Raw genomic sequence first — 23,906 nt, forward strand, 5'->3', positions numbered from 1 at the left:
CCACTGACACTCCGGGCTGTACACACATTTTGGCTGCCACACACGAAGGCACCCCATCAGCTCATGAGCTGACGGGGTGCCTTCGTACTTCTTCGGCACGCGCCAACGGCGGCCGGCTATCGGTTTTTTCGTTAGAGACTTCGGTTAGAGGCTTCGCAGCACCGAGACGACCTTGCCCATGATGGTGGCATGGTCGCCCAGAATCGGCTCATAGCGAGTGTTCTGTGGCAGGAGCCAGGTGTGACCGTCACGCTGACGGAACGTCTTGACGGTCGCCTCATCCTCGAGCAATGCCGCCACAATGTCGCCGTTGTTGGCTGTTGGCTGTTGACGCACAACAACCCAGTCGCCGTCGCAGATGGCGGCGTCGATCATGGAATCACCCTGGACCCTGAGCATGAACAATTCACCGCTGCCCACGATCTGCCGCGGCAAAGGCATGATGTCATCCACTGACTGATCAGCCAAGATGGGGCCACCTGCTGCGATGCGGCCCACGAGAGGCACAAAAGCGGTGTCCGAAGAACTGCTCAGTTCGGCAAAGTTCAGACCGTTCGAACTGCGCAGAGTCTTCGGTGCGCTAACGCCTTCGATTTCGACAACTCCGCTGTCCAATACCAGCGGGATGAGAACTTCCATGGCGCGGGGACGCTTGGGATCACGGCGCAAATAGCCGTGGCGCTCCAACTGGGTCAGCTGATGAGTGACGCTGGAAAGGCTAGCCAGCCCCACGGAATCGCCAATTTCGCGCATTGAGGGCGGGTAGCCCTTGTCGGCAATGCACCGTTGGATGCACTCGAGAATTTTCTTCTGCCTTACCGTCAGGCCCTTCATTCCAGCGCGGCTGGGTGCTTGGGGAATGCGGTGCGGCGGGTCTGGAAGCGCCATGGTTCCGTCGGTCCTTTCGTGGCTGCCCTGAACAATGTCAGTGCCTGCTGGTGGACTGCATCTAGCGGCCAATCCTTGTTCTGCAAGTTTAAGCCACGAAGAGACGAATTTCAAACATTTGTTCTATTTGCTCTTGGCAAGTGTCGTCTATAGATGCTAAAACTGTACTAGTAGCAAATTAGAACATACGTTCTATCGAAGATGTTGAGTGTGGAATCTTGGTCCGATGGCTGCAGTTGGCCCCTGGGCAGTGGATTCACGGTGAAAGGACCAGAAGTCATGAACGCATTGCTTATCTCCCACGCATCCTTTGGCGTGTCCCTGCCCGGCCCTGCACCGACCATGGATCGTGCTGCCCAACATGGAGCTGTTCGATCAGGGGAAGTGAAGATCGGTGGAGCAGATTGTGGCACAGCGGACTTCGCTGGCAGCACTCGGCTCAGCTTGACCCGTCGTGGTCGGTTGGTGTTCTTCGGCATCCCGACTCTCGCTGTCGCGGCGCTGATCTTGTTTGTCTCCTTTGCCATCATGGCCGGATCTCTCGCGAGTCCGGCAAACGCGGCCGCTGAGGTGAAGGCGGTCAACATGGCCGACTACGCCGTCGCCGTGACGGTCTTGCAGGGCGACAGCTTGTGGAGCATTGCCGGTGCTGCCGATCCCACCCGCGATGTACGCCATGTGGTTCGCGAAATCGTTGCACTGAACGATCTGGGCACCGGTGTCCTGCAGGCAGGTCAGCGGCTTTACGTTCCCATCCCGAAGTAGCGCTCCTGCAGGTGATGGTGTCCGCATTGTGTCGCCGTTTCGAACTTTTCCACGGCAAGCAAATATGCTGGAGGGCATGGACCAGTTTGAACGCCTAAGTCAATTGCCGCTTCGTGACGACTTGCGTGGACAGCACCCCTACGGTGCACCTCAGCTTGATGTTCCGGTGCTGCTGAATGTTAATGAAAACACCTTTGGTGTTCCGGCCGATGCCAAGGAAGCAATCCTTGCAGCAGTGGCCGAAGAGCTAAATGGTCTCAACCGCTACCCGGACAGAGAATTCACCGTTCTGCGCCAAGAGCTGGCGGCTTATCTTGGCCACGGCTTGAGTGAAGATAATCTTTGGGCGGCCAATGGATCCAATGAAGTGCTCCAGCAGTTACTGCAGGCATTCGGAGGTCCGGGCCGCACCGTCATGGGATTCCCTCCCACATATTCCATGTATCCGCTACTCGCCAGCGGAACCGGGACAGGCTACATCGCTGGTGTTCGCGCCCAGGACTACAGTCTTTCTGCGGAATCTGCCGCCGAGCAGGTTCGCCAGCATGCTCCGAACCTCGTGTTCCTCTGCTCGCCCAACAATCCCACCGGAACGGCTTTGGGCCTGGACGTTGTGGAAGCCGTCTATGCAGCCGGCGAGGCATCTCAAACAATGGTTATTGTTGACGAGGCCTACGCAGAATTTGCCCACACAGGAACCGAGAGTGCTCTGAGCTTGCTCGAGGGGCGGCCTCGACTGGTGGTCTCACGCACCATGAGCAAGGCCTTCGCCTTAGCAGGGGCACGACTGGGATACCTGGCTGCTGCGCCGGAAGTCACCGACGCCCTGCGTCTGGTCCGCCTGCCCTACCACCTCTCCGCCATTACCCAAGCAACAGCTGTGGCAGCCCTACGGAACTCCACCTCACTGCTAGCCAATGTCGAACAGATCAAAGTCCAGCGGGACCGGATCGTCAACGAGCTCATTGCTCTAGGGCTTAGCCCGGCGCCGTCCGATTCAAACTTTGTCTTCTTTGGTGGACTTGAGAATCCGCATGCGGTCTGGGAAGCCTTGCTGGCCGACGGCGTACTCATTCGCGACGTTGGAATTCCGGGCCACTTGCGTGTCACCGCAGGTACGGAAGCCGAGACCACAGCTTTCCTTGAAGGACTGCGCGCCTTCCTTGCCGCCTGAGGACGCCTCTTTAGTTCTGTGAGGAGGATCCGCCGTCGAACATGGCTGGTTCCTTCTCGCCAGGGGAGAGGTTTGGGTATAACCATGTCTTCTCTCCTAAACTGGTAGCACTACACCAATTCGTTTACGCGCCCGTCCCTGCCCGGCAACTGCCGGCTGCGAAGGCGCACCACAACAAAGGACTGCCGCAATGACTCAGAACAGCCCGAATCCCGGCCAGGGACGCACTGCCCGCCTGGAGCGTGCCACGAGCGAGTCAAGCGTCATGGTGGAGATCAACCTCGACGGCACCGGCGTGTCAAACATTGACACTTCCGTGCCTTTTTACGATCACATGCTCACGGCTTTGTCCAAGCACTCCCTGATCGACATGAACATCAAGGCCACTGGCGATACCCACATCGATGCCCACCACACGGTAGAAGACGTGGCCATCTCCTTGGGTGAAGTCCTCAAGGAGGCCCTAGGGAACAAGGCCGGGATCCGCCGCTTCGGCGAAGCCACGGTCCCCTTGGATGAAGCCCTCGCCAACGCCGTGGTTGATCTTTCCGGCCGTCCTTACTTGGTACATGGTGGCGAGCCTGCCGGACAGGAATACCACCTGATCGGTGGTCACTTCACTGGCTCGCTCACCCGCCACGTCTTTGAAGCCATCACCTTGCATGCCCAGATCTGCCTGCACATGACAGTCATTGCTGGCCGGGATCCGCACCACATCGTCGAGGCACAGTTCAAGGCCTTCGCCCGGGCACTGCGCTCGGCCGTTGAAGCCGATCCCCGCGTCACCGGCATCCCGTCCACGAAGGGCCTTTTGTGAGTTCGGCAGCTACCGAGTCAGCAGTAAGCAACAAAGCAGGTAGTGACAAGCCCACGGTTACGGTGCTGGACTATGGTTCGGGCAACGTCCGTTCAGCCGTCCGCGCGCTGGAACGTGCCGGGGCAGTGGTAACGCTCAGTGCTAAACCCGAGGATGTTCTAAACGCCGACGGCTTAGTTGTCCCTGGCGTGGGCGCCTTTGCCTCGGTCATGGACGAGCTCAAAGCCGTTGATGCGCTGCGCATGATCGGCCGCCGCGTTGCCGGTGGCCGGGCAGTTCTAGGCATCTGCGTCGGTATGCAGGTCCTCTTTGACGCCGGCGTAGAACACGGCACCCACCGCGAAGGCATGGGGGAGTGGCCGGGGACTGTCGAGTTATTGCCAGCCCCCGTGGTCCCGCACATGGGGTGGAATACCGTCACAGCAGCTGAAGGCTCCATGCTTTTTGAAGGCGTTGAATCTGAGCGCTTCTACTTTGTGCATTCTTATGGTGTGCAGAAGTGGGACTTTGAGGTATTGCAGCCCAAAATGCGTCCGCCCATGGTGACCTGGTCCGAGCACGGTGCCCCGTTCATCGCGGCCGTTGAAAACGGCCCGCTCTGCGCAACACAATTCCATCCGGAAAAGTCCGGTGACGCAGGAGCCCGCATGCTGCGTAACTGGGTCAATTCCCTGACTAAGGCGGCTCGCTGATGTACTCGTTGTTGTTGATGGCACTGGCAGGCTTGCTGATCGGTGGAGCCTATACGTTCTACCAGCAGAAAACCCCGCGCTGGATCCCCATCAGCTTTGCCGCGTTGGCCGCCATGTCTCTCATAGCCGCCTACATGTTCACGCTCTAGCTTGATGCTCGTCTAGTTTCACGCTCGTCAAGTTTCACGCAGTAACCCGCGGCTACGCCGCAGCTTTCTTCCTGTAGTTTCCACCCGTAGGACAAACAACGTTGAGGACCCCATGACCACCCCCATTTTGGAATTGCTGCCCGCTGTCGACGTTGTGGACGGCCAGGCCGTGCGCTTGGTGCAGGGCGAGGCTGGCTCGGAAACGAGTTACGGCTCCCCGCTCGACGCCGCCATGAAGTGGCAGAACGACGGCGCCGAATGGGTTCACCTCGTGGACCTTGACGCGGCCTTTGGTCGCGGCTCAAACACGGAACTGCTGCGCGAAATGGTGCAGGTCCTGGACGTCAAGGTCGAGCTCTCCGGTGGGCTGCGCGATGACGCAACGCTGGAAGCCGCCCTGGAATTGGGTGTGGGCCGTGTAAATCTGGGCACGGCTGCGCTGGAGAACCCGGAGTGGACCGCCAAGGTCATTGACCGCTTTGGTGACAAAATCGCCGTCGGACTTGATGTTCGCGGCACCACTTTGGCAGGCCGCGGCTGGACCAAGGAAGGCGGGGACATCTGGGAGGTCCTGGCTCGCCTTGAAGATGCCGGCTGCGCACGATACGTGGTCACCGATGTCACCAAGGACGGCACCTTGCGCGGTCCCAACGTAGAACTGCTGCGCGAAATGTGCACCCGCACCTCAAAGCCTGTGGTGGCGTCGGGCGGAATTTCCAGCCTCGAGGACCTGCGCGTTTTGCGCGAATTGGTCGGCGAAGGTGTTGAGGGTGCCATCGTTGGCAAGGCTCTGTACTCCGGCGCATTCACGCTCCCGCAGGCCCTTGACGTTGCAGGCCGTCGCTAAATCATGACCGAGATGCCCAAGAAGCATCTGCCCGGACACATCGCAGCAGCTCTGGCCGGGGCTGGCGGCAGCACCGATTCTGCTGGACAGCCCTGGGCGGGCCGCGATCTTCCTGCGCAGGAAAAGTACCACAACTTTGACACCGACGACGGCGCCATGGACGCCGGGTTTGCGGCCGCCCTCGCGGCGCTAGCCTCCGGTGACGGCAGCGAAGCGCAGGTAGTTGCCTCCCTCGCCACCGCCCGGGTGTTCATTCCGATCGTGGCGCAGCTGGCGGAACAGACAGTAGGTGAAAACGGTCTGGTCTCGGATAAGGAATCGGACATGGCTCTGGTGACAGTGCAAGGTCCCGATGGCCGCCGGGCCCTCCCTGTTTTTTCCAATGCCGAAGCTCTCACACGGTGGCATCCCGAAGCGCGACCGGTTGCTGTTTATGCGGCGCGGGCAGCGTTGTCTGCGGTGGCCGAGGAAGCACAACTGCTGGTGGTAGACCCTGGCTCGGAGCGGCCCTTTGTGGTCCGCCGCCCGGCAATGTGGTCGCTGGCGCAACAGCAACAGTGGGAGCCCAGCTACGGGGATGCAGCGGTTGAGCGCGTTCTGCGCGAGTCTGTGTCGGCCCTTGGTAACACAGCCGTTGTGGACATTTCTGCCAGCGCCGGTCAGGGCATACAATCCCAGTGGTACCCAAAAGCGGAACCGTCGGCACTGTTGGTCTCCGGCGGTGGAGTGGGCCCAGAACTCTGTGTCACCATCACCTTATTGCCCGGGCTGGACCAAGCCGCGGTAAACGGTGTGCTCGCTGCGCTGCAAGCGTCCTGGGCGGCGAATGAGTACTTTGCTCAGGCAGTGGATTCAATTCATGTTCGCCTACGGCATCCCCACATTCAGGACAACCTCATCGCATGGTAGCCTCGGCGCTCTCTTGTGATGGATCACGAAAGAGAGCCCCCAGGTGAACTTTGCCGCCTACCGTGAAATACTCGCGGTCGGACCCGTGCGCAGGCTGCTGATTGTAGCCATGTTTGCGCGCATCCCGCATGCAGCTGCAGGTGTGCTGTTGACTCTGCATGTGGTTGAAACGATGCAGCTTAGCTATGCCTCAGCAGGCCTTGTTGCAGCGGCCATCACCATCGGCATGGCGTTCGGCGCCCCGTGGCGCGGTCGACTCGTGGACGTCTATGGACTGCGTAAGGCACTCCTGCCGTCAGTAGTTGCCGAAGTAGTGGTGTGGAGCCTGGCTCCATTCCTGAGCTTCCAGCTTCTGGTAGTGGCTGCCGTCATTGGCGGCATCTTCGCCGTTCCGATCTTCTCTGTGGTGCGTCAAGCACTCAGCGTGATGGTGCCCCAAGAGCAGCGGCGCACCGCCTACGCACTGGATTCCATGGGCGCTGAAATCACGTTCATGATCGGGCCCGCCGCCGGAGTCTTGCTAGCAACCACCATTCACACGGTGGTGGGCCTAGTCATCATCGGTGTCACCGCGTCCATGGCCGGAGTCTTTCTGATGGTGTTCAACCCGCCCACAAGAACTGGCCAAAAAGGATCCTTCGTTTCCGTCGGTGTGGTTGAGGCGCATCCTCTGGATGCAGTTGAGGACCGCGAAGCACCAGACCTCTCGGGCAAGAGCGCGCTGGTCCGATTGTGGGGTGGGACTCGGCACAATCTGCGCTGGGTCAATATTGCGGTACTGGCCATTTTGGGCACCTCCCTGGGCGCCGGGCTGGTCTTGGCTGGAACCAATGTGGGAATGGTCGCGGTCATGCGCGAAAACGACGTCGTCGGCGATCTTGGGATCGTGTTCATCTTCTGGTGTGGTGCCTCGATCGTTGGTGGCATTCTCTACGGCGCCCTCAAGCGCTCCGTCAATCCCCTGTGGCTGCTGATGGCCATGGCGATCCTGATCATCCCAATGGGGTTTGCCACCAATGCTTGGACGCTGGGACTGTTATCGATTCTTCCTGGTCTACTGTGTGCTCCGGTCTTGACCTCAAGTGCCGAACACATTGCCGATCTGGTTTCAGAACGCCGCCGCGGTGAAGCTATGGGTTGGTACGGCTCGTCCATGACGATCGGTAGCGCCATGGGTTCTCCTTTTGCAGGGGCCATGATCGATGGCATCGGTCCCTGGGCTGGCTTTGCCATCATCGGTTTGGTCTGTGGCGTCTTGTCGATCATCGGATTGGTGAGCATGGCTATCTGGCGCCGCCGTAAGCCACTAATAACTGACACAAAATCGACGGAATCAAAGCAGACAGATAACTTTGATGACCTTCTAGGTGAGCCGGACCCGGTGTAGCTGCCCTAAATCTTCCTTTAAGCACCGCGAACGGTGAGTAGATGACAATGTTTGTGCGTGACATTGCTAACTACTCACCGTTTGCGGTGAAGGTGAAGCTGATAGTGGAGCGAGCGAGCGAGTGGGTGGGCCCACGCTCGCGGGGGTCCCAGCGTAAAGGCGCGCCAGCGGCTTAGCGCTGGGAGCGAGTGGGACCTAGTTGACGGCGCCAGTGAACTTCTCGCCCGGGCCCTTACCCGGTGCGTCCGGGAACTCTGAGGCTTCACGGAAAGCGAGCTGCAGTGAACGCAGGCCATCGCGCAACGGTCCGGCGTGCTGGCTACCAATTTCCGGTGCTGCAGCGGTGACGAAGCCGGCTAGGGCGGTGATGAGCTTGCGGGCCTCGTCTAGATCCTTGAGCTCCTCGGCATCCGGGCCTGCAGCCAGGCCGCACTTGACCGCTGCTGCGCTCATGAGGTGAACGGCCGCCGTGGTGATGACCTCAATGGCGGGAACTTCAGCGATATCGCGCACTACGGAAGCTGCCTGACTATCACTCAGGGCCTCTTCGGGGGCGGGTTGGAAGGTGTTACGTGTGTCCGAATTACTATCTGAGCTACTCATACTGCTAAGCTTGTCATAGACCGACGCGATGCTGTTATTTCGCCAGCTTTCCAGAGGATCCCCAGACGGGTTCTCTGTGGGATGGGGAATGTACTATAATCGTGTTTGCAAGTGGAGTCCTCTCCCACCTTTCGACCCAGTAATGGAGTTGTCTGGTTTAGGTTGGCGCTTTCCGTAGTACGGAGAGCCAGATTGTTCCCGTTAAGGGGGACTGCAAGCCAATCCCTCGAGGCCTCCATTGCATCAGCAAATTGGGGGCCTTCTTCGTTGCTGATGGTACTCACACTTTTCAAGTAACAGGAGCCACACATTAGCGAGCCACGCATCAATGATCGAATCCGCGTCCCCGAGGTGCGGTTGGTTGGGCCAGCAGGCGAACAGGTAGGTGTCGTCCGCATTGAAGACGCCCTCCGTTTAGCAGCAGAGTCCGACTTGGATCTGGTTGAGGTCGCACCGACGGCTAAGCCGCCGGTGTGCAAACTGATGGACTTCGGCAAGTACAAGTACGAAGCCGCCGTCAAGGCTCGTGAAGCCCGCAAGAACCAGACCAACACCGTTTTGAAGGAAATCCGTTTCCGACTCAAAATCGATAAGCACGACTACGAGACCAAGCGCGGTCACGCACTGCGCTTCCTCGGCACCGGTGACAAGGTCAAGGCCATGATCCAGTTCCGCGGTCGTGAGCAGCAGCGTCCTGAGATGGGCATCCGTCTCCTGCAGAAGTTTGCAGAAGATGTTGCTGAAGTTGGCATCATCGAGTCCAGCCCTCGCATTGACGGGCGCAACATGGTCATGGTCATCGGTCCGTTGAAGAACAAGGCCGAAGCCAAGGCAGAGGTACGCCGCAACCAGCAGCGCGCCGATGCGAAAGCACACAACGAGGCTGTGGCCAATGGCACCGCTCGCGTGGACGTAGACCGTGACAACAAGGCCCCCATGACCCAGTCACTGGCTGATCTGTTGCCTGATGGTTTGCACCTTAACGAGGACCTGCCGGCTCCCGGCGCTCAAGCTGTTCAGGAAGTTGCCGCTTCGGTTGCGGAGGAAGTCGTTGAGACTGCCGCTGTAACCGAAGCCGCGGCGCCCGAAGCAGCCCCCGTGAAGGAAGCTCCGGCAGAAAAGCCGGCTCCCGCCGTCGTACCTGCCAAGGCCGCTGCCACTAAGGCTCCTGCAGCCAAGGCACCTGCTGCTAAGGCCGCTCCGGTGAAAGCCGCAGCAAAGGCTCCCGCGACCAAACCGGCCGCAGCACCCAAGCCGGCAGTTGCTCCCAAGCCCGTGGCTGCAAAGCCCATCCCCATGCCGAAGCCCATGGCCAAGCCCGTAGCAGCCAAGCCTGCCGCCAAGCCCGCCAAGGCAGCAGCAAAACCGACCGCCAAGCCCGCATCTGCAAAGAGCGAACCGGCAGTCGAAACCCCCAGCTCAGCTGAATAAGGTTCACACCTTTCAGCGGTGAATACACCCACACAGTGACCCAACCAGTCGCTGCAAGAGAACCACAGGCAGCGCCGGTGGATACGTAAGGAGATAGGTCCTCATGCCTAAAATGAAGACACATAGTGGTGCGAAGAAGCGATTCAAGCTGACCGGTTCCGGTAAGCTGCGTCGCCAGCAGGCTAACCGCCGCCACTACCTGGAGCACAAGCCCTCCAGCTTGAAGCGTCGTCTGAAGGGTGACCTGTTGGTCGCCAAGGCAGATGTGCGCAACATCAAGAAGATGCTCGGCATCTAATTTCGTAAGTCAATCGGTGTCATTCCCAGTTCAGGGTCTAACACCATTTCATCAAAGCCTTCCCTGGCATGATTGGCTTGGGATCTTTAAACTTGAAGGAGTACGCACGTGGCACGTGTGAAGAGGGCTGTAAACGCCCACAAAAAGCGTCGGGTTGTTCTTGAGCGCGCAAAGGGTTACCGCGGACAGCGTTCACGTCTGTACCGTAAGGCCAAAGAGCAGCTGCTGCACTCGTTTGTGTACAGCTACGGCGACCGCCGCAAGCGCAAGGGTGACTTCCGTCGCCTGTGGATCCAGCGTATCAACGCTGCATCACGCGCCAACGGCCTGACCTACAACCGCTTGATCCAGGGCCTGAAGGCTGCGCAGATCGAGGTTGACCGTCGCATGCTGGCCGATCTGGCCGTCAACGACGCCGGTGCTTTCACCGCACTGGTTGGCCTGGCCAAGGCTGCACTGCCTGCTGACACCTCAGCACCGGTTGCAAAGTAGTTTTTCGTTTTATTGTTTGACCGTTTCACCTTGGAGCCGTTGAGTTCTAAGATCCTGTGCAGTGACTGCTAAAGTCCTAAGCATGAACGAAACCGGGCGCCCTCCAGCAGATGCAATGACCAATCCTCGAGCAGATCGGGTGCGGGATGTTGCCAAGCTGGTTGGGCGCTCGGGCCGTTTAAAGCGTCGCCAATTCTTGGCTGAAGGTCCCCAGGCTGTTCGTGAAGCGCTGCGTGCCCACCGCGACTGCCTGGACGCCGGCGGGACGCCGGTGGTGGAGGCGCTGTACGCCACCGTTGAATGCCTGAAGAAGTTTCCGGAGCTGCTGGAAACGGCCTCGGCCCCCGGCTCCCGCCTGCAAGTTCGAATCGCCAGTGACATGGTCCTCTCCGCCATGACAGATACTGTCTCGCCGCAGGGCGTGGTGGCTGTGTGCAATTTTGTGGACGTTCCCCTTGAGGCAGTCTTGGCTACCAAGCCGAAACTGATCGCAATGCTGTGCCGTGTGCAAGACCCGGGCAATGCTGGAACAGTTCTCCGTGCAGCCGATGCTGCTGGCGCAGACGCGGTGATCTTCTCCCAATCGAGCGTAGATATTTACAACCCCAAGGCGGTCCGTTCCACTGCCGGCTCACTGTTCCACTTGCCTGTCGTGCTTGGCGCCGACGTGGCTCAGGTTGTCGCCGCTGCCAAGGAAGCAGGTGTGGGCATCCTCGCCGCCGACGGCTACGGCCAACTGAATCTAGACCTGCTGCAGGACGAGAGCGCCGCACGCGCCTTTGACCAAGAGATCCCGGATTCTAGCTATGACTTGGCAGATCCCACCATGTGGCTCTTCGGCAATGAGGCTCAGGGCCTGGCTGGGGAAGAGAAAGCTCTGGCCGATTACCGTGTAGCCGTTCCCGTCTATGGGGCCGCTGAATCCCTCAACCTCGGAACAGCAGCAACTGTGTGCCTGTACGCCAGTGCAAGGGCACAACGCCGAAGCCACTAGGGGACTTGAGTCTCGGCGGATTGGGTGCTTGTTCTACGCATCGGAGGCTCACGGCTTCCTGATGTCGGCTGTCTTCAACGGCTGAAAGCCCTGAGGCCCGCCGAAACCTGTCCTAGGTGCCTCACTGTGCCTCGAGTGCGCAGTTGTCGGACGTTTCGGGGCCAAAAACGTCCCAAAGTGCGCCGGACAGCGAGCACTAGCACCCGGGCGCCCAGGCGCCCAGGCGCCATCGCAACGAAAAAAGATCCTCCCCGCACCACCCATTCAGGGGTTGTGCGGGGAGGATCTTTTGCGGGGCCGTCGAGTTCTACTGTTCCGAAATTGTCGGGGCGTTCAAGGCTTCAAGCCTTCAGGCCCTTATTGTCCTTCTTATCAAGCAGTCCGCTGAGCAGGGCAATGCCCAGCCCCAACACTGCCAGAACGGCTCCGACCAGTGCCGGAGCGGTGAAGCCCCAGCCCCACGTGATGACGAGCCCGCCCACGAACGCACCGAGCGCGTTGGCCATGTTCAGCGCCGAGTGGTTCAGGGATGAGGCCAATGTTGGTGCCCCTGGGGAGACGTCCAAGAGCCGCGTCTGCAATGAAGGAATCAGCATGGCCCCTGAAGCGCCAATGACAAAGATCATCAGCAGCGCCATCCACTGAATGTGAACCGAGGCTGCGTACAACACCAACATGGCAGCGATGAAGGACATGACGGCGTAGATGCTGCCCATGACCGACCAGTCGGCGAGCCGTCCGCCAATGTAGTTTCCTACCACCATGCCCACTCCGTAGAGGCCAACGATCACGGGCAGGAATCCTGAATCGAAGCCGGCAACGTCAGTCATGGTGTTGGCAACGTAGGTGTAGACGGCAAAGAAGCCGCCGAAGCCAACCACGCCCACCAGCAGGGTCAGCCAGACCTGGCCGCGACGCAAGGCGCCGAGTTCCTTGCGGAGGCTTGCTCCAGGCTCAGCCTTTTGGGCTGGAATGAAGATCCCGATGAACACCATGGTGATGACGCCGATGACGCCCACCAGTACGAACATCCAGCGCCACCCGAACTGCTGACCCACAAAGGTAGCGAGCGGAACACCGAGCACGTTGGCAATGGACAAGCCCATCATGACCATCGAAATGGCACGCCCGCGCTTGCTAGGCACAACCAAGGAAGCTGCCAGTACTGCGGCTACGCCAAAGAAGGCGCCGTGGGGCAATCCCGCGATGAAACGTGTGACCAACAAGGTGTTGTAGTCCACGGCGAAGATCGAGAGCAAGTTGCCCACGGTAAACAGTGCCATCAAGCCCATCGCCAACGTCTTGCGCGGCATTTTCGCACCAATGGCGACCAGTAAGGGTGCGCCCACCACCACACCTAGGGCATAGGCGGAGATGACATGGCCCGCCGTCGGTACGCTGACACCCACGCCTTCGGCCACATTAGGCAGCAAGCCCATCATGGCGAACTCGGTGGTGCCGATGCCAAAGCCGCCAATGGCCAAAGCGAAGATTGCCCAGGCAACGGCGTTGGGAGAGAGCGGGGTGGAATCAGACCGGTTTTTAAGCAGGGGCATTGAAACGAACTTTCACAAGGTGGGGTTCCGGTTCCGCCAAGGGCGGCAGGCGCCGGCGCCACAGTGCGCAACGGCTCGACATGAAGATGTCCCTACCAGTCTAGTTCGACCTAGACTTACCTGGTGACGACAAAGAAACAAATCGTAGGCGCAGCACTCGTTGACTCGCTTGGAAACCCGCAAAACCTTTTAGCCGCTCGACGCACGGCACCACCTGAGTTTGCCGGCATGTGGGAGTTCCCTGGAGGGAAGATAGAACCCGGAGAAGGTCCTGAAGAGGCACTGCATCGAGAAGTTCGTGAAGAGTTGGGTATCATTGTGTGCCTGGGTGCCGAATTAGAAGGCACGACGCCGGAGGGCTGGCCTTTGAACCGTGGCGCCGCCATGCGCGTGTGGTTGGCTGAAGCAACGGAGGGGACCCCGGAACCGCTGGAGGATCACGATTTGCTGCTGTGGGTTGACCTCGCCGGTCCGGAAATCTTGGAATTGCCCTGGATTCCTGCCGACCTGCCGATTGTGCACGCGCTGATCGCTTTCACCCAACATTAAACTCCTCTCGGGTGTGGAAAAGTATTCTCCTGTGCGAGACTGGGTGCTGAAGACCCCAAGGAGGTTGTGCCATGACGAGTGATAACCACGACGAACAAGCCCCCGCAGGCGCCAGCGAGGAAACGAAAGAAAAGTTCCGGCAGGCCCTGGAGAACAAGAAGAACCAGCAGCACGGCAGCGTTTCCGCCGCAGGTGGGCCCAAGATCAACGCTTCCCACGGAGCTGCAGCACACAAGCGTGAATTCCGCCGCAAGTCCGGATAACCCCCGGAATCGGATTCGCAAGTGCACAAGGTGGCAGGAACCTCCCAGGTCCTGCCGCCTTTGCTGCTTTAAGGCCATCGCCCGTGTGTCATTTGTGGGCGGGACGTGCGGAAAGCGACTAGGTTGGTAAGCAAGAATCCAAACTAAGGAGAGATCACGTGAGCGAGAACAATTCCCCGACACCGCCGGTCGAGCCGACACCGCCGGGCTACAACGCACCCGAGACACCTGGATCGGCCCCATACCAGCAGCCCGGCTACGGCCAGCAGGCACCCAACGCACCGCAGGCCTCGCAGCCGAGCTACGGCCAGCAGCCCAACTATGGTCAGCAAGCTCCTGCCCAGCAGCAGCCCTACCAACAAGCCCCGGCCCAGCAGCAGTACCAGCAGGCGCCTCAGGCTCCGCAGTACCAGCAGGGTGCTGTTGACCCCGCCGGTACAGTGGTTCTGAACTATTGGCTCTCGGTATTCTTCAACTGGATTCCGGCACTGATCTTCTTCCTCACGGAAAAGGGTAAGAACAGCTTCGCGGATGACTTCCACCGCCAGAACTTAAACTTCTCGATCCTGCGCGTCATCGCGTTCGTGTTGACGTTCATTCCGTACTTGGGCTTCGTCTTCGGCATTGCCGGAGTGGCGCTGTTCGTCATCCACATCATTGCCGCGCTGAACGCTCCTACTGCCTTCCGTAACGGGCAGCTGTACAAGTTCCCGTTCAACGTTCAGTTCATCAAGTAAGACGGCTCAATAAATATACGTAGCAGCCGGACACGGCAGCGGTAGCGCACCCACTGGCCTCGGCTCGAAAGCCTAGAACAAGGTAGGTGCAAGCTCGGCAGAGGCGGGGGTCCCACTCGGGGTCGCCGCTTTTGTTCCGGCCTCGGTAGCTGTGGCCGCAGGGATGCCGCGGAATCCGCCGCCTGCTAACGGCGTTAGCCGGTCGGTGTGGTCTTTGTTTTCCCTGTTGTCGTTGTGGACGCTGGGCATGCTGCCAGCCGGATACTGGGCCTCCTCCTGCCGGGGATCATGAATGAAGCCTTGCTTCCCGAAACCGTGCCGGGCTTTGGCCTCATTGACCCGTGCTGCCAACCATTGCCGGTACTCCTTAGAAGCATAAGACCCAGAACCGTAGAGCCGCTGGTACCGGCCAACCAAGGACGGGTATTCGCGGGCCAGCCACTGCATGAACCATTCCCGCGTGCCCGGACGCAGATACAACGCCCCGGCACTCACCCCTGTTGCTCCAGCCTGGGCCAAAGCAGCAAAGAGCGTATCCAGAGCTTCCTCCGAGTCTGTGAGCCACGGCAGAATCGGCATGGCCATGACACCGCACGGCAGGCCAGCGTCGCGCAGCTTGCTGATCAGGGACAACCTCGCCTTGGGGGAGGGGGTGCCGGGCTCCAAAGTCTGGGCCAGGTCCTCATCCAACAAGGCCAGGGAGATTCCCATGCCCACACTAACGTCGCGACCAGCCGCACGGAGCAACGGAATGTCCCGTGCCAGCAGTGTCCCCTTGGTCAGGATGGAAAAGGGAGTACCGGAATCGGCCAAAGCACTGATGATGCCGGGCATAAGTTGGTAGCGGCCTTCGGCACGTTGGTAGGGATCGGTGTTGGTGCCCAGTGCAACGTGGTGATGTTGCCACGACGGCTTGAACAATTCCTTGCGTAGAACCTGAGCAACATTGACCTTCACCACAACCTGAGAATCAAAATCTACGCCTGGATCGAAGTCTAGGTAGGTGTGGCTTTTGCGGGCAAAGCAATACACACAGGCGTGCGAACAACCGCGATAGGGGTTCACTGTCCATTCAAAAGGCATGGTGGAGCTGGGTGGCACCTTGTTGAGTGCCGATTTGGACAACACCTCATGAAAGGTGATGCCAGAAAAATCGGGCGTCTGGACAGTCTTTACTAATCCAGCCAAGGGCAAGAGGGGTGCTTGCAATCCGGGCGAACCCGTTTCTGTTGCACCCTCCGTTGCCGTGCCTGACTCGCCTACCCCTTGTTCGGGGAAGAAGGGCTGGTTGAGTTCCTGCTGTGTCCACCGCATATAGTAATTAGAACATATATTCTATATCATCTCAAGGGTGTCGATCTGGAGAAATTTCACTACTACCCGCCAGTAAAATATGAGCCAGATCACATTATCAGGCGCTAGGGTGGAACCAGGAGCGAGGATGCTTCTGCTGTCTGTTTTCGGTCCGGTCCACTGATGTGGTCTCCACCGCGGAAAGGCAGTTTCATCACGAAGGAGTACCATGACGAATCTGGCCTCGATGGTCCCCGCTTCCGCCGCAAGGAATCCGGGTGGGGTTGTCATCAAACTCGATGACATTGAAATCTCCTATGGCGCCCTCGAGGTGCTCAGTGCCAAGGTGGCGGCGCTACTGGCTGAACGGGGTGTCAAGGCGGGGGACAGGGTGGCGCTCATATCCCCTAACCTGCCGCAGATGCCACCGATCTACTACGGCATCTTGCGATATGGGGCCATTGTGGTCCCGCTGAATCCACTCCTGAAGGCCCGCGAAGTGGCCTATCACCTACAGGATTCCGGGGCCACACTGGCCTTCGCGTGGGATGGTGTCATGGCTGAGGTCGCTGCCGGAACCGCAGAAACAGGCACGGAAATCATTCCCATTGATGCGAACTTCATGGCCCTTGTGAGCCCGCTTGAGCCACTCCATGACGTTGCTGAGGCTGCCGCGGATGACACGGCCGTCATCCTGTACACCTCGGGCACCACAGGTAAGCCCAAGGGAGCTGAGCTCACCCACGAGAACTTGCGCAGCAACGCCGAAGTGTCGGTCGCCCTCTTCGGCAGTCGGGACGGAGACGTAATTTTCGGCGGGCTGCCCTTCTTCCACATCTTTGGTCAGACCTGCGCGCTGAACTCGGCGGTCATGGCCGGGGCTACCGTGACCTTGCTGCCCCGCTTCGATCCGCTCAAGGCGCTGGAGATTATCGCCCGGGATAAGGTCACCATCTTTGAAGGGGTCCCCAGCATGTACATTGCGCTGCTGCGTGCTCCCGGCCGGGAAAACTATGACCTGAGCAGTCTGCGGCTTGCGGCCTCCGGTGGCTCGGCCCTACCCGTGGAAATTCTGCATGAATTCGAATCCGCCTTCAACGCCACCTTGCTCGAAGGCTATGGATTGTCCGAGACCTCGCCCGTGGTCAGCTTCAACCAGACCGACGGCATCCGCAAACCAGGTTCCGTGGGCACTGCGGTGACCGGGGCGCAACTGAGGGTCATCGATGAGTCGGGAGACGACGTCGAAGCTGGCGCGGTGGGGGAAATCGCCGTGGCCGGGCCCTACGTCATGAAGGGGTATTGGAACAATCCCGAGGCGACGGCGGCAGCCATCCCGGATGGCTGGTTCCGCACCGGGGATCTGGGGCGCCAGGATGAGGACGGCGTGTTCTTCATTGTGGACCGGAAGAAGGACATGATCCTGCGCGGTGGCTACAACATCTACCCGCGCGAGATCGAGGAAGTGCTGTACGAGCACCCGGCCGTGGCCGAGGCTGCCGTTCTTGGCAAGCCCGACGACGTCCACGGCGAGGAAGTGTGTGCCGTGGTAGCCCTGAAGGCGGGCGCTGTTGGCTCCGATAACCCGGAGGCGCTGGCCGCGGAGATTCAAGAATTTGTCAAGGCTCGGGTGGCCGCTTACAAGTATCCGCGCAAGGTCATGATTGTTGACGAGCTGCCCAAGGGGCCCACGGGGAAGATCCTCAAGCGAGAGATCAACGTGTCTTGAGCCACGGCTTGTGGGTGGGTCTGCGGCAAGTCCGATGAAAAGGACTAGACGCTAGGCGCAGGCAGAGGAGGGGCCCGGTGAACCTCACCGGGGCCGCTCCGCTGCCTGCTGTGAGGCCTTTTCTAGGTGGCATAGCTGCTGAGTTTTAGCTCAGCAGCCAAGTGATCTGGACGGCGATGCTGACATCGCTTTGCCCCGGCTCAATCGCCATGGAGCTATCCATCGCCATGGCCGCGCGGGCCATCATGGGGCGCGGGCCGCCAGAGGGGATATTTCCTTCGTGCACTTTTTCCACGGTACCAAGGGTGCGGCCAGCCAGCTGTGCGTACACCTCGGCGGCACGGCGTGCATCAGCCCACGCCGCGGCACGGGCCTTGTCTTGGGCTGCGGAGGGATCGGACACGACGGGGGACATGCCGTTGAGTCGAACATTGTTGTTGCCGACGTCAATGACAGCAGCAACGATGTCCTGGGCGCCCAGATCGTAGCGCAGGGAAACCGAGAGGGTGCTGGAGACCGTGTATCCGGTAACGACCGTGCCCACTCCCTCTTGCCAGCGACTGTCCACGCGAACATCCAAGGTGGAGGAGCTGATCGCTGTGCGGTCCACGCCCAACGTCTGCAATTTGGCGTTGACAGCATTAAGGGCCTCCCCAGCTTGTGAGTAGGCGTCACGCACAGTGGGCTGTGATGCCTCAATACCGATGTTGATGGTGAAGAAATCCGGAGCGGTTTGGACTGCGCCGTGCCCCGTGACGGTGATGGAGTTGTTACTCTCGCTCATAGTTATTTCTCTTCCTGGTTCTGTAGGGTCTGGTGCTGCCCGGCTTGGTTCTGCCCGGCGGTAATGGCTGGTGACTTAACAAACGCAAGGCGCTGCAATTGGTTCCTCAAACGGGAAAGCCTGGCAATGGTGGGCAGTTCGCGGTATCCGCCCAGAGCCAGCCCCGCGTTGCGTTCAAAGAAGTTTCGGCTGCCCGGATCTCCAGTGCGCCAAAGTGAATATGCGGTGCATGCCGCATACAGGGGAAGGAACGGTAAACCAAGGCACCACGCGTACTGGGTTGCGTGCCCGGATTCGTGGGCCAGTAGATCGGGGCGTGCATCGATGTGAGCTCGGTCTGTTCGGTAGAAGATCACATTGCCCACCGTGAACGCGCCTGCTACCGGCAGCCTGGGTTGGTAGTTGGTGCCAAAGATCAGCCCGTGCGGGCCCTTCTCTACACGGGTGCGCGTCAGAGCTGCCAAAAGCAACCCGGCCGCCGTCGAAAGGTTCATGGCATTGGCTGCGGCACGGATGAGCTCGGGCCGAGTGAGTGGAGAACTCATGGCGTGATACTGGTCCCTTCCTTGGGAACGGGGGTGCTGCTGACAACAGTGAGCGCGGCCAAAGCACTGGCGGTTCCGGGTTTGTAATGGTCACAGGAGTCCATGGGCCATTGGACGTTGACTGCCTGCCCAGCGGCATTGATCAGCCAAATGCCCGGCAGAATTTCCCCGTAGTCCAGGCAGCTCATGGGGCCTCCGCGCTCGCTGGGGACCGCTAAAGCTGCCGGAGTCGTGGCTGCCGGTTCCCAGCCTGTGGATGTGGAACAGTCGACGGCGTCCTGAAGTGTGGCGGGTTCAGGCAGATAGGTCTGCGGTGGTGGCGATGTCTGCTGCGATGACGAGCTGCAACCCGATACCAGCAGTGCCGCAACCATGACAGCCGCGGCACGGAGCGCTAAGCAAGCGGCCTCCTGTTTTGCATGGCGCTGGCGGGTGTTCATGAGCCAGTTTGCTGATGCTCAATAACGCGGCCAACGCTCAGCTGCTCCAGGGCCTTGCCCGTATCCGGCTTGCCGCGGGTTTTGCCGCAGGCGTCCAGCGGCCACGCAACTTGAATGGCGCGGCCCTGCGCATCGACCATCCACAGCGGCGGGATGATCTCCATGTCCGCAGTACATGGTCCGCTTCCACCTTTATCGCTGGGCTTGGCCAGCGCTGCGAGCAGATCGGAGTAATCGCCCTCTAAATACTCTTCCAGAAGTACGCGGGTGTAATCGCCGGTGGCGTCCTTGACCTCAATTGAGCAGCGGATGACCTGAAGTGGTACAAATCCCTCGGGAACGGAACCCCAGAGGTCCGACGCCGGTGGGCTCACCGGTTCTGGCAGCCACCCAAGGGTGGACCCCGGACAGTCGAGGTTTCCCTGGATCACGGCGGCGTCGGGCCTGTACGTTCCGGACCCGCCAGGAAGCAGCCCGCACCCACCAAGTGTCAGGCTAAGCAACAGCCCCAGCGCAAGGCCAGCTGACGGCGCATGGCGGAAGGCCGGCGTCGTACGTCCAGGGCGAAGAATGCTCATGGCCGCTAGCGTAGCAAGGGGGCAACTACTTCGGGGCGTAATTTCGGTAAAGACTTGGGTTCAAAGGAGCACGGCCCCGTCAACTAGAATGGAACAGGCGGGAGGAGCTACCCCGCCGCTTACTCGCACACGAGCTTAGGTAAAAACTGTAGATGTCTGAGATGCCCCATATGACGGCAGAAATGCCCGAACCAACCATTGAACCCGCAGCAGTCCCGGACCCGCTGGATGAAGCCGCCATTGGCGCAGCCGTTGAGAACGCGCTCGCAGCCATTGCCGCCGCAGCAACCCTGGATGAGCTGAAGACTGCGCGGCTGGCGCACACCGGTGAAAAGTCGCCGCTGAGCCTTGCCAACCGTGAAATCGGCGGCCTTGCCAAAGAGTTTAAGGCTGCCGCCGGAAAGCTCATGGGAGGTTCCCGCGGTCGCGTTGCCAAAGCGCTCGCAGCCCGCACCGAGGTGCTCGAAGCCGAGGACGCCGAGCGTATTCTCGTCGAGGAGACAGTGGATGTTACGGCCGCTCCGCGCCGTCGTCGCGCTGGTGCCCGCCACCCGTTGTCCACCCTGCAAGACCGCGTAAGCGATATCTTCGTGGGCATGGGCTGGGAAATCGCCGAAGGCCCGGAGCTGGAATCGGAGTGGTTCAACTTTGATGCACTGAACTTTGCCCCGGATCACCCGGCACGCGAAATGCAGGACACGTTCTTCGTGGAACCGCCCGAAGCTCACCTGCTGCTACGCACCCACACCTCACCGGTGCAGGTCCGTTCCTTGCTGGAGCGCGAACTTCCCGTCTACGTTCTGTGCCCGGGCAAGGTTTTCCGCACCGATGAGCTGGACGCCACGCACACCCCGGTGTTCCACCAGTTCGAAGGCCTGGCCATCGATAAGGGTCTGTCCATGGCGGACCTCCGCGGCACACTGGAGCACTTTGCTCGTCAGATGTTTGGCGAGGAAGCCAGTATCCGGCTGCGCCCGAACTTCTTCCCGTTCACCGAACCGTCGGCCGAGCTGGACATCTGGCACCCCGGTGCCAAGGGTGGCCCGCGCTGGATCGAGTGGGGTGGCTGCGGCATGGTCAACCCGAACGTGCTCCGTGCTGCCGGCATTGACCCGGAAGAGTATTCCGGATTTGCCTTCGGCATGGGCATTGAACGCACTCTCATGTTCCGCAATGAAGTGGGCGACATGCACGACATGATCGAGGGCGACGTACGATTCAGCGAACACTTTGGGATGGAGATCTAAGTAAGTGCGTATTCCACTGACTTGGCTGCGCGAATACGCGCAGGTACCGGCTGGCGCAACAGCCGAAGACGTAATGACCGACCTCGTCAAGGTCGGTTTTGAAGAAGAAGATGTGCACCGTCCCCTCGATGAGATCAGCGGCCCCATTGTGGTGGGCCAGGTCCTGACGAAGGAGCCGGAGGCTCAGACGAACGGCAAAACCATCAACTGGTGCACCGTCCGCGTGGTGCCCGAGGGCGCCACCCAGACCCTGGACATAGAGGGGATCGATCCCTCAGGAGTGCAGGGCATTGTCTGCGGCGCGCACAACTTCGAGGTGGGGGACAAGGTTGTTGTCACCCTGCCCGGAGCCGTGCTGCCCGGAGACTTCCGCATCACCCCGCGGAAGACTTACGGTCACGTTTCAGCTGGCATGATCGCCTCCGTGCGTGAGCTCGGCATAGGCGAGGATCACGACGGCATCCTGGTGCTCTCCACCCTGGGCCTTGACCCGGAACTGGGCACCGACGCCCTCGCCCTGCTGGGCTTGGACGATGAAGCCGCCGAAATTAACGTCACCCCGGACCGTGGCTACGCGTTCAGTATCCGCGGCGTTGCCCGCGAATACGCGCATGCCACGGACAGTGTGTTCACGGATCCGGCGTCGCTGGTTTCGGTGACCGCTTCCACGGGCGAAGGCCACCCCGTCGTCATTGCCGACGAGGCACCCATCTACGGCAAGCCCGGCTGCGACCGCTTTGTGGCCCGCACCGTCAGCGGAATTAACGCGGCTGCGCCAACTCCGCCGTGGATGTCATCGCGTTTGCGCCTGGCCGGGATTCGCTCCATTTCCCTGCCCGTGGATATCTCCAACTACGTCATGTTGGAACTGGGTCAGCCGCTGCACTTCTACGACGCTGACAAGCTCGACGGCGCCATCACGGTTCGCCGGGCCGCCGCTGGCGAAACGCTGAAGACCCTCGATGGCAAGGTGCGCAAGCTCGACGCCGAGGACCTCCTGATCACCGATGCCTCCGGCGCCATTGGCGTTGCAGGCGTCATGGGCGGGGCCTCCACCGAGGTCACTTCCGGCACCAGCACGGTGCTGATTGAGGCTGCGCATTTCGAGGAGATCTCCATTGCTCGCTCGCGCCGCCGGCACAAGCTGCCCTCCGAAGCGTCAAAGCGCTTCGAGCGCGGCGTTGACCCCTTGGTGGCTGACATTGCTGCCCAGCGCGCCGTCAACTTGTTGGTTGAGCTGGCCGGTGGCACAGAAGAAGCCACCGCCACCGACGTCAACACCGTGGAGGCTTCCGCTCCCGTGTTCCTGCCGTCTGGTTACACCTCGGCCCGCATTGGCATCGAGTTCACCCAGTCCCAGACCATGGGATCGTTGTCTGATCTTGGCGCGGACGTGGAAAAGGTCGACGGCGGATATTCCGTCACAGCCCCTTCTTGGCGCCACGACCTGGTCACCAAGGATGACCTGACGGAGGAAGTGGCCCGCTTGGTGGGTTACGAGCTGATTCCGTCCACGCTTCCCACGGCACCTCCGGGTCGCGGCTATTCGCGCGCGCAGCAGCAACGCCGCCGCGTGGTGCAGGCCCTGGCCGATTCCGGTTTGACCGAGATCCTGGCCTACCCGTTCGTGTCCAAGGCCTCCAATGACACCTTTGGTGTGGCCGAAGCCGGTGCGCCGCGTGCCGCCGTGAAGCTGGCCAACCCGCTCAGCGAGGAGTTCGGATTCCTGCGGACCTCCGTGCTGCCGGGCCTGATTGAGATTGCCAAGCGCAACCACTCGCGCGGTTTCCACGACCTGGCGCTGTTCGAATCCGGGCTGGTGTTCCTGCCGTCCGATTCCATGGGTACGGCATCGATCCCGCCGCTCGGTGTGAAACCATCGGAGGAGGTTTTGGATGCCCTGTATGAGGGCATTCCGGACCAGCCCCTCACCATGGCGGCCATCTTTACTGGCAAGGATTCCCCGGCTGCACCTGCGCACGCCCCGCGTGCGTGGGACTGGGCCGACGCTATTGACGCCGCCCGCTTGGTGGCCGATGTGGTGGGTGTGGAACTGCTCGTTTCGCAGGGCTCCCACCAGGCCTTCCACCCGGGCCGTGCTGCCAAGCTTTCGCTGCGCACTGGCGAGGTTGTTGGCTACGCCGGCGAATTGCACCCGAAGCTGCTGAGCGAGTTGAACATGCCAGCTCGCTCAGTGGCCATGGAAATCAACGCCGAGAAGGTCTTTGCCGCTGCGGCTGACGTCATCGTGGCCAAGCCGATCTCCACCTTCCCGGTGGCCACGCAGGATGTGGCGTTGGTTGTACCTACAGAGGTTGCTGCCGCCACTGTGCTGGAGACCCTGCGCGAAGGCGCCGGCGAACTGCTCGAAGACGTGACGCTGTTTGATGAGTACCAGGGCACCGGGATTCCCGAAGGCCGCAAGTCTTTAGCCTTCGGCCTGCGCTTCCGTGCGACTGACAGGACGCTGACCTCCGATGAAGCATCGGCAGCCAGGGCATCCGCCGTGGAGCTTGCAGCAGAACGGTTCGGCGCTACCCAGCGCTAAGCCCTACCTGCTCACCAGCGTCGTCCCACCGCCGGCTCACCATAAATGCGCCCGTCCCCCATAAATGCGCCCCGTAGAACGGGCGCATTTATGGGGATGTTTGCAGCCATCGCGTTTGTGCCCACATTCCTGCAGATGTCCACTGGCACCTCAGCCGCCGTCTCCGGACTGTTGATGTTGCCCATGATGGT

At 60.5% G+C, this 23,906-nt stretch carries 26 protein-coding genes; 18 read left to right on the plus strand and 8 right to left on the minus strand.

Going from position 1 to position 23,906, the window contains the following annotated elements:
- Positions 1-144: 144 nt before the first annotated feature.
- Positions 145-834 carry a transcriptional repressor LexA gene (lexA, locus tag AB0O97_RS01310; protein ID WP_363838079.1) on the minus strand — a complete coding sequence of 230 codons (690 nt, stop codon included), beginning with the start codon at positions 832-834 and terminating at the stop codon, positions 145-147.
- A 333-nt stretch (positions 835-1,167) separates the two neighbouring features.
- On the opposite strand from lexA, the gene AB0O97_RS01315 reads away from it, so the two are divergent.
- The 8 genes from AB0O97_RS01315 (at position 1,168) to AB0O97_RS01350 (ending at position 7,628) form a co-directional block, all read left to right on the plus strand.
- A complete protein-coding gene (locus AB0O97_RS01315; protein ID WP_363836441.1) occupies positions 1,168-1,653 on the plus strand; it encodes a LysM peptidoglycan-binding domain-containing protein in 486 nt (161 codons plus the stop codon).
- 76 nt (positions 1,654-1,729) lie between these two features.
- On the plus strand, positions 1,730-2,827 hold the full coding sequence (locus AB0O97_RS01320; protein ID WP_363879049.1) for a histidinol-phosphate transaminase: 1,098 nt from the start codon (positions 1,730-1,732) through the stop codon (positions 2,825-2,827).
- 190 nt (positions 2,828-3,017) lie between these two features.
- Complete coding sequence (hisB, locus tag AB0O97_RS01325; protein WP_363836438.1) at positions 3,018-3,644, plus strand: imidazoleglycerol-phosphate dehydratase HisB; 627 nt, start codon at positions 3,018-3,020, stop codon at positions 3,642-3,644.
- Complete coding sequence (gene hisH, locus AB0O97_RS01330) at positions 3,641-4,336, plus strand: imidazole glycerol phosphate synthase subunit HisH (RefSeq protein ID WP_363879052.1); 696 nt, start codon at positions 3,641-3,643, stop codon at positions 4,334-4,336. The genes hisB and hisH overlap by 4 nt, the downstream gene beginning before the upstream one ends.
- Positions 4,336-4,485 (plus strand): hypothetical protein, encoded by a 150-nt coding sequence (locus AB0O97_RS01335; RefSeq protein WP_363836434.1) that lies wholly within the window; start codon positions 4,336-4,338, stop codon positions 4,483-4,485. The genes hisH and AB0O97_RS01335 overlap by 1 nt, the downstream gene beginning before the upstream one ends.
- Positions 4,486-4,597: 112 nt before the next feature.
- Entirely contained in the window at positions 4,598-5,332 is a 735-nt protein-coding gene (gene priA, locus AB0O97_RS01340; protein WP_363836433.1) for a bifunctional 1-(5-phosphoribosyl)-5-((5-phosphoribosylamino)methylideneamino)imidazole-4-carboxamide isomerase/phosphoribosylanthranilate isomerase PriA, read from the plus strand.
- Between the two features lie 3 nt (positions 5,333-5,335).
- Positions 5,336-6,241: an SseB family protein gene (locus tag AB0O97_RS01345; protein WP_363836431.1), complete on the plus strand. Its 906-nt coding sequence runs from the start codon at positions 5,336-5,338 to the stop codon at positions 6,239-6,241.
- A 43-nt stretch (positions 6,242-6,284) separates the two neighbouring features.
- Positions 6,285-7,628, plus strand: coding sequence for an MFS transporter (locus AB0O97_RS01350; RefSeq protein WP_363879055.1), 1,344 nt, complete (start codon positions 6,285-6,287; stop codon positions 7,626-7,628).
- Positions 7,629-7,823: 195 nt separating this feature from the next.
- On the opposite strand, the gene AB0O97_RS01355 is transcribed toward AB0O97_RS01350, so the two are convergent.
- Entirely contained in the window at positions 7,824-8,231 is a 408-nt protein-coding gene (locus AB0O97_RS01355; protein WP_363879058.1) for a DUF1844 domain-containing protein, read from the minus strand.
- Positions 8,232-8,582: 351 nt separating this feature from the next.
- Here AB0O97_RS01355 and infC point away from each other — a divergent pair, with 351 nt between their 5' ends.
- From infC to AB0O97_RS01375, 4 genes are all read left to right on the plus strand, one after another.
- Complete coding sequence (gene infC / locus AB0O97_RS01360) at positions 8,583-9,662, plus strand: translation initiation factor IF-3 (RefSeq protein ID WP_363879061.1); 1,080 nt, start codon at positions 8,583-8,585, stop codon at positions 9,660-9,662.
- Between the two features lie 103 nt (positions 9,663-9,765).
- On the plus strand, positions 9,766-9,960 hold the full coding sequence (rpmI, locus tag AB0O97_RS01365; RefSeq protein WP_038467906.1) for a 50S ribosomal protein L35: 195 nt from the start codon (positions 9,766-9,768) through the stop codon (positions 9,958-9,960).
- A gap of 108 nt (positions 9,961-10,068) precedes the next feature.
- Positions 10,069-10,452 carry a 50S ribosomal protein L20 gene (rplT, locus tag AB0O97_RS01370; protein ID WP_363836423.1) on the plus strand — a complete coding sequence of 128 codons (384 nt, stop codon included), beginning with the start codon at positions 10,069-10,071 and terminating at the stop codon, positions 10,450-10,452.
- Between the two features lie 82 nt (positions 10,453-10,534).
- On the plus strand, positions 10,535-11,446 hold the full coding sequence (locus tag AB0O97_RS01375; RefSeq protein WP_363836421.1) for an RNA methyltransferase: 912 nt from the start codon (positions 10,535-10,537) through the stop codon (positions 11,444-11,446).
- A gap of 341 nt (positions 11,447-11,787) precedes the next feature.
- On the opposite strand, the gene AB0O97_RS01380 is transcribed toward AB0O97_RS01375, so the two are convergent.
- Positions 11,788-13,002 (minus strand): MFS transporter, encoded by a 1,215-nt coding sequence (locus AB0O97_RS01380; protein WP_363879064.1) that lies wholly within the window; start codon positions 13,000-13,002, stop codon positions 11,788-11,790.
- Positions 13,003-13,125: 123 nt separating this feature from the next.
- Between AB0O97_RS01380 and AB0O97_RS01385 the strand changes: the two genes are divergently transcribed.
- The 3 genes from AB0O97_RS01385 to AB0O97_RS01395 all read left to right on the plus strand — a co-directional run bounded on the left by AB0O97_RS01385 (position 13,126) and on the right by AB0O97_RS01395 (position 14,551).
- The gene (locus AB0O97_RS01385; RefSeq protein WP_363879067.1) at positions 13,126-13,551 is read left to right on the plus strand and encodes a (deoxy)nucleoside triphosphate pyrophosphohydrolase; all 426 of its coding nucleotides are present in this window, start codon (positions 13,126-13,128) and stop codon (positions 13,549-13,551) included.
- A 71-nt stretch (positions 13,552-13,622) separates the two neighbouring features.
- Entirely contained in the window at positions 13,623-13,814 is a 192-nt protein-coding gene (locus AB0O97_RS01390; RefSeq protein ID WP_363836416.1) for a DUF5302 domain-containing protein, read from the plus strand.
- A 158-nt stretch (positions 13,815-13,972) separates the two neighbouring features.
- Entirely contained in the window at positions 13,973-14,551 is a 579-nt protein-coding gene (locus AB0O97_RS01395; RefSeq protein WP_363879070.1) for a DUF4870 domain-containing protein, read from the plus strand.
- A gap of 72 nt (positions 14,552-14,623) precedes the next feature.
- Here AB0O97_RS01395 and AB0O97_RS01400 read toward each other — a convergent pair whose 3' ends face one another.
- Positions 14,624-15,865 carry an Rv2578c family radical SAM protein gene (locus tag AB0O97_RS01400; RefSeq protein WP_363879073.1) on the minus strand — a complete coding sequence of 414 codons (1,242 nt, stop codon included), beginning with the start codon at positions 15,863-15,865 and terminating at the stop codon, positions 14,624-14,626.
- Between the two features lie 208 nt (positions 15,866-16,073).
- Between AB0O97_RS01400 and AB0O97_RS01405 the strand changes: the two genes are divergently transcribed.
- Positions 16,074-17,573, plus strand: coding sequence for a long-chain fatty acid--CoA ligase (locus AB0O97_RS01405; protein ID WP_363879076.1), 1,500 nt, complete (start codon positions 16,074-16,076; stop codon positions 17,571-17,573).
- A 145-nt stretch (positions 17,574-17,718) separates the two neighbouring features.
- Here AB0O97_RS01405 and AB0O97_RS01410 read toward each other — a convergent pair whose 3' ends face one another.
- From AB0O97_RS01410 to AB0O97_RS01425, 4 genes are read right to left on the minus strand one after another with little or no spacing between them, the layout of a single operon-like run.
- Positions 17,719-18,357, minus strand: a complete 639-nt coding sequence (locus AB0O97_RS01410; RefSeq protein ID WP_363879079.1) for an SIMPL domain-containing protein — start codon at positions 18,355-18,357, stop codon at positions 17,719-17,721.
- Positions 18,358-18,359: 2 nt separating this feature from the next.
- Positions 18,360-18,902, minus strand: a complete 543-nt coding sequence (locus tag AB0O97_RS01415) for a hypothetical protein (protein ID WP_363879082.1) — start codon at positions 18,900-18,902, stop codon at positions 18,360-18,362.
- Complete coding sequence (locus tag AB0O97_RS01420; protein WP_363879085.1) at positions 18,899-19,342, minus strand: hypothetical protein; 444 nt, start codon at positions 19,340-19,342, stop codon at positions 18,899-18,901. Before AB0O97_RS01420 ends, AB0O97_RS01415 begins: the two co-directional genes overlap by 4 nt.
- Positions 19,339-19,920 (minus strand): hypothetical protein, encoded by a 582-nt coding sequence (locus AB0O97_RS01425; protein ID WP_363879088.1) that lies wholly within the window; start codon positions 19,918-19,920, stop codon positions 19,339-19,341. The genes AB0O97_RS01420 and AB0O97_RS01425 overlap by 4 nt, the downstream gene beginning before the upstream one ends.
- 182 nt (positions 19,921-20,102) lie before the next feature.
- Between AB0O97_RS01425 and pheS the strand changes: the two genes are divergently transcribed.
- Together pheS and pheT are read left to right on the plus strand one after the other, a co-directional pair.
- A complete protein-coding gene (gene pheS, locus AB0O97_RS01430; RefSeq protein ID WP_363879110.1) occupies positions 20,103-21,167 on the plus strand; it encodes a phenylalanine--tRNA ligase subunit alpha in 1,065 nt (354 codons plus the stop codon).
- Between the two features lie 4 nt (positions 21,168-21,171).
- Complete coding sequence (gene pheT / locus AB0O97_RS01435) at positions 21,172-23,715, plus strand: phenylalanine--tRNA ligase subunit beta (RefSeq protein ID WP_363879091.1); 2,544 nt, start codon at positions 21,172-21,174, stop codon at positions 23,713-23,715.
- Positions 23,716-23,906: the final 191 nt, after the last annotated feature.

Origin of the sequence: Specibacter sp. NPDC078692 (assembly GCF_040686835.1) — a bacterium.
Classification (GTDB): Bacteria; Actinomycetota; Actinomycetes; order Actinomycetales; family Micrococcaceae; genus Specibacter.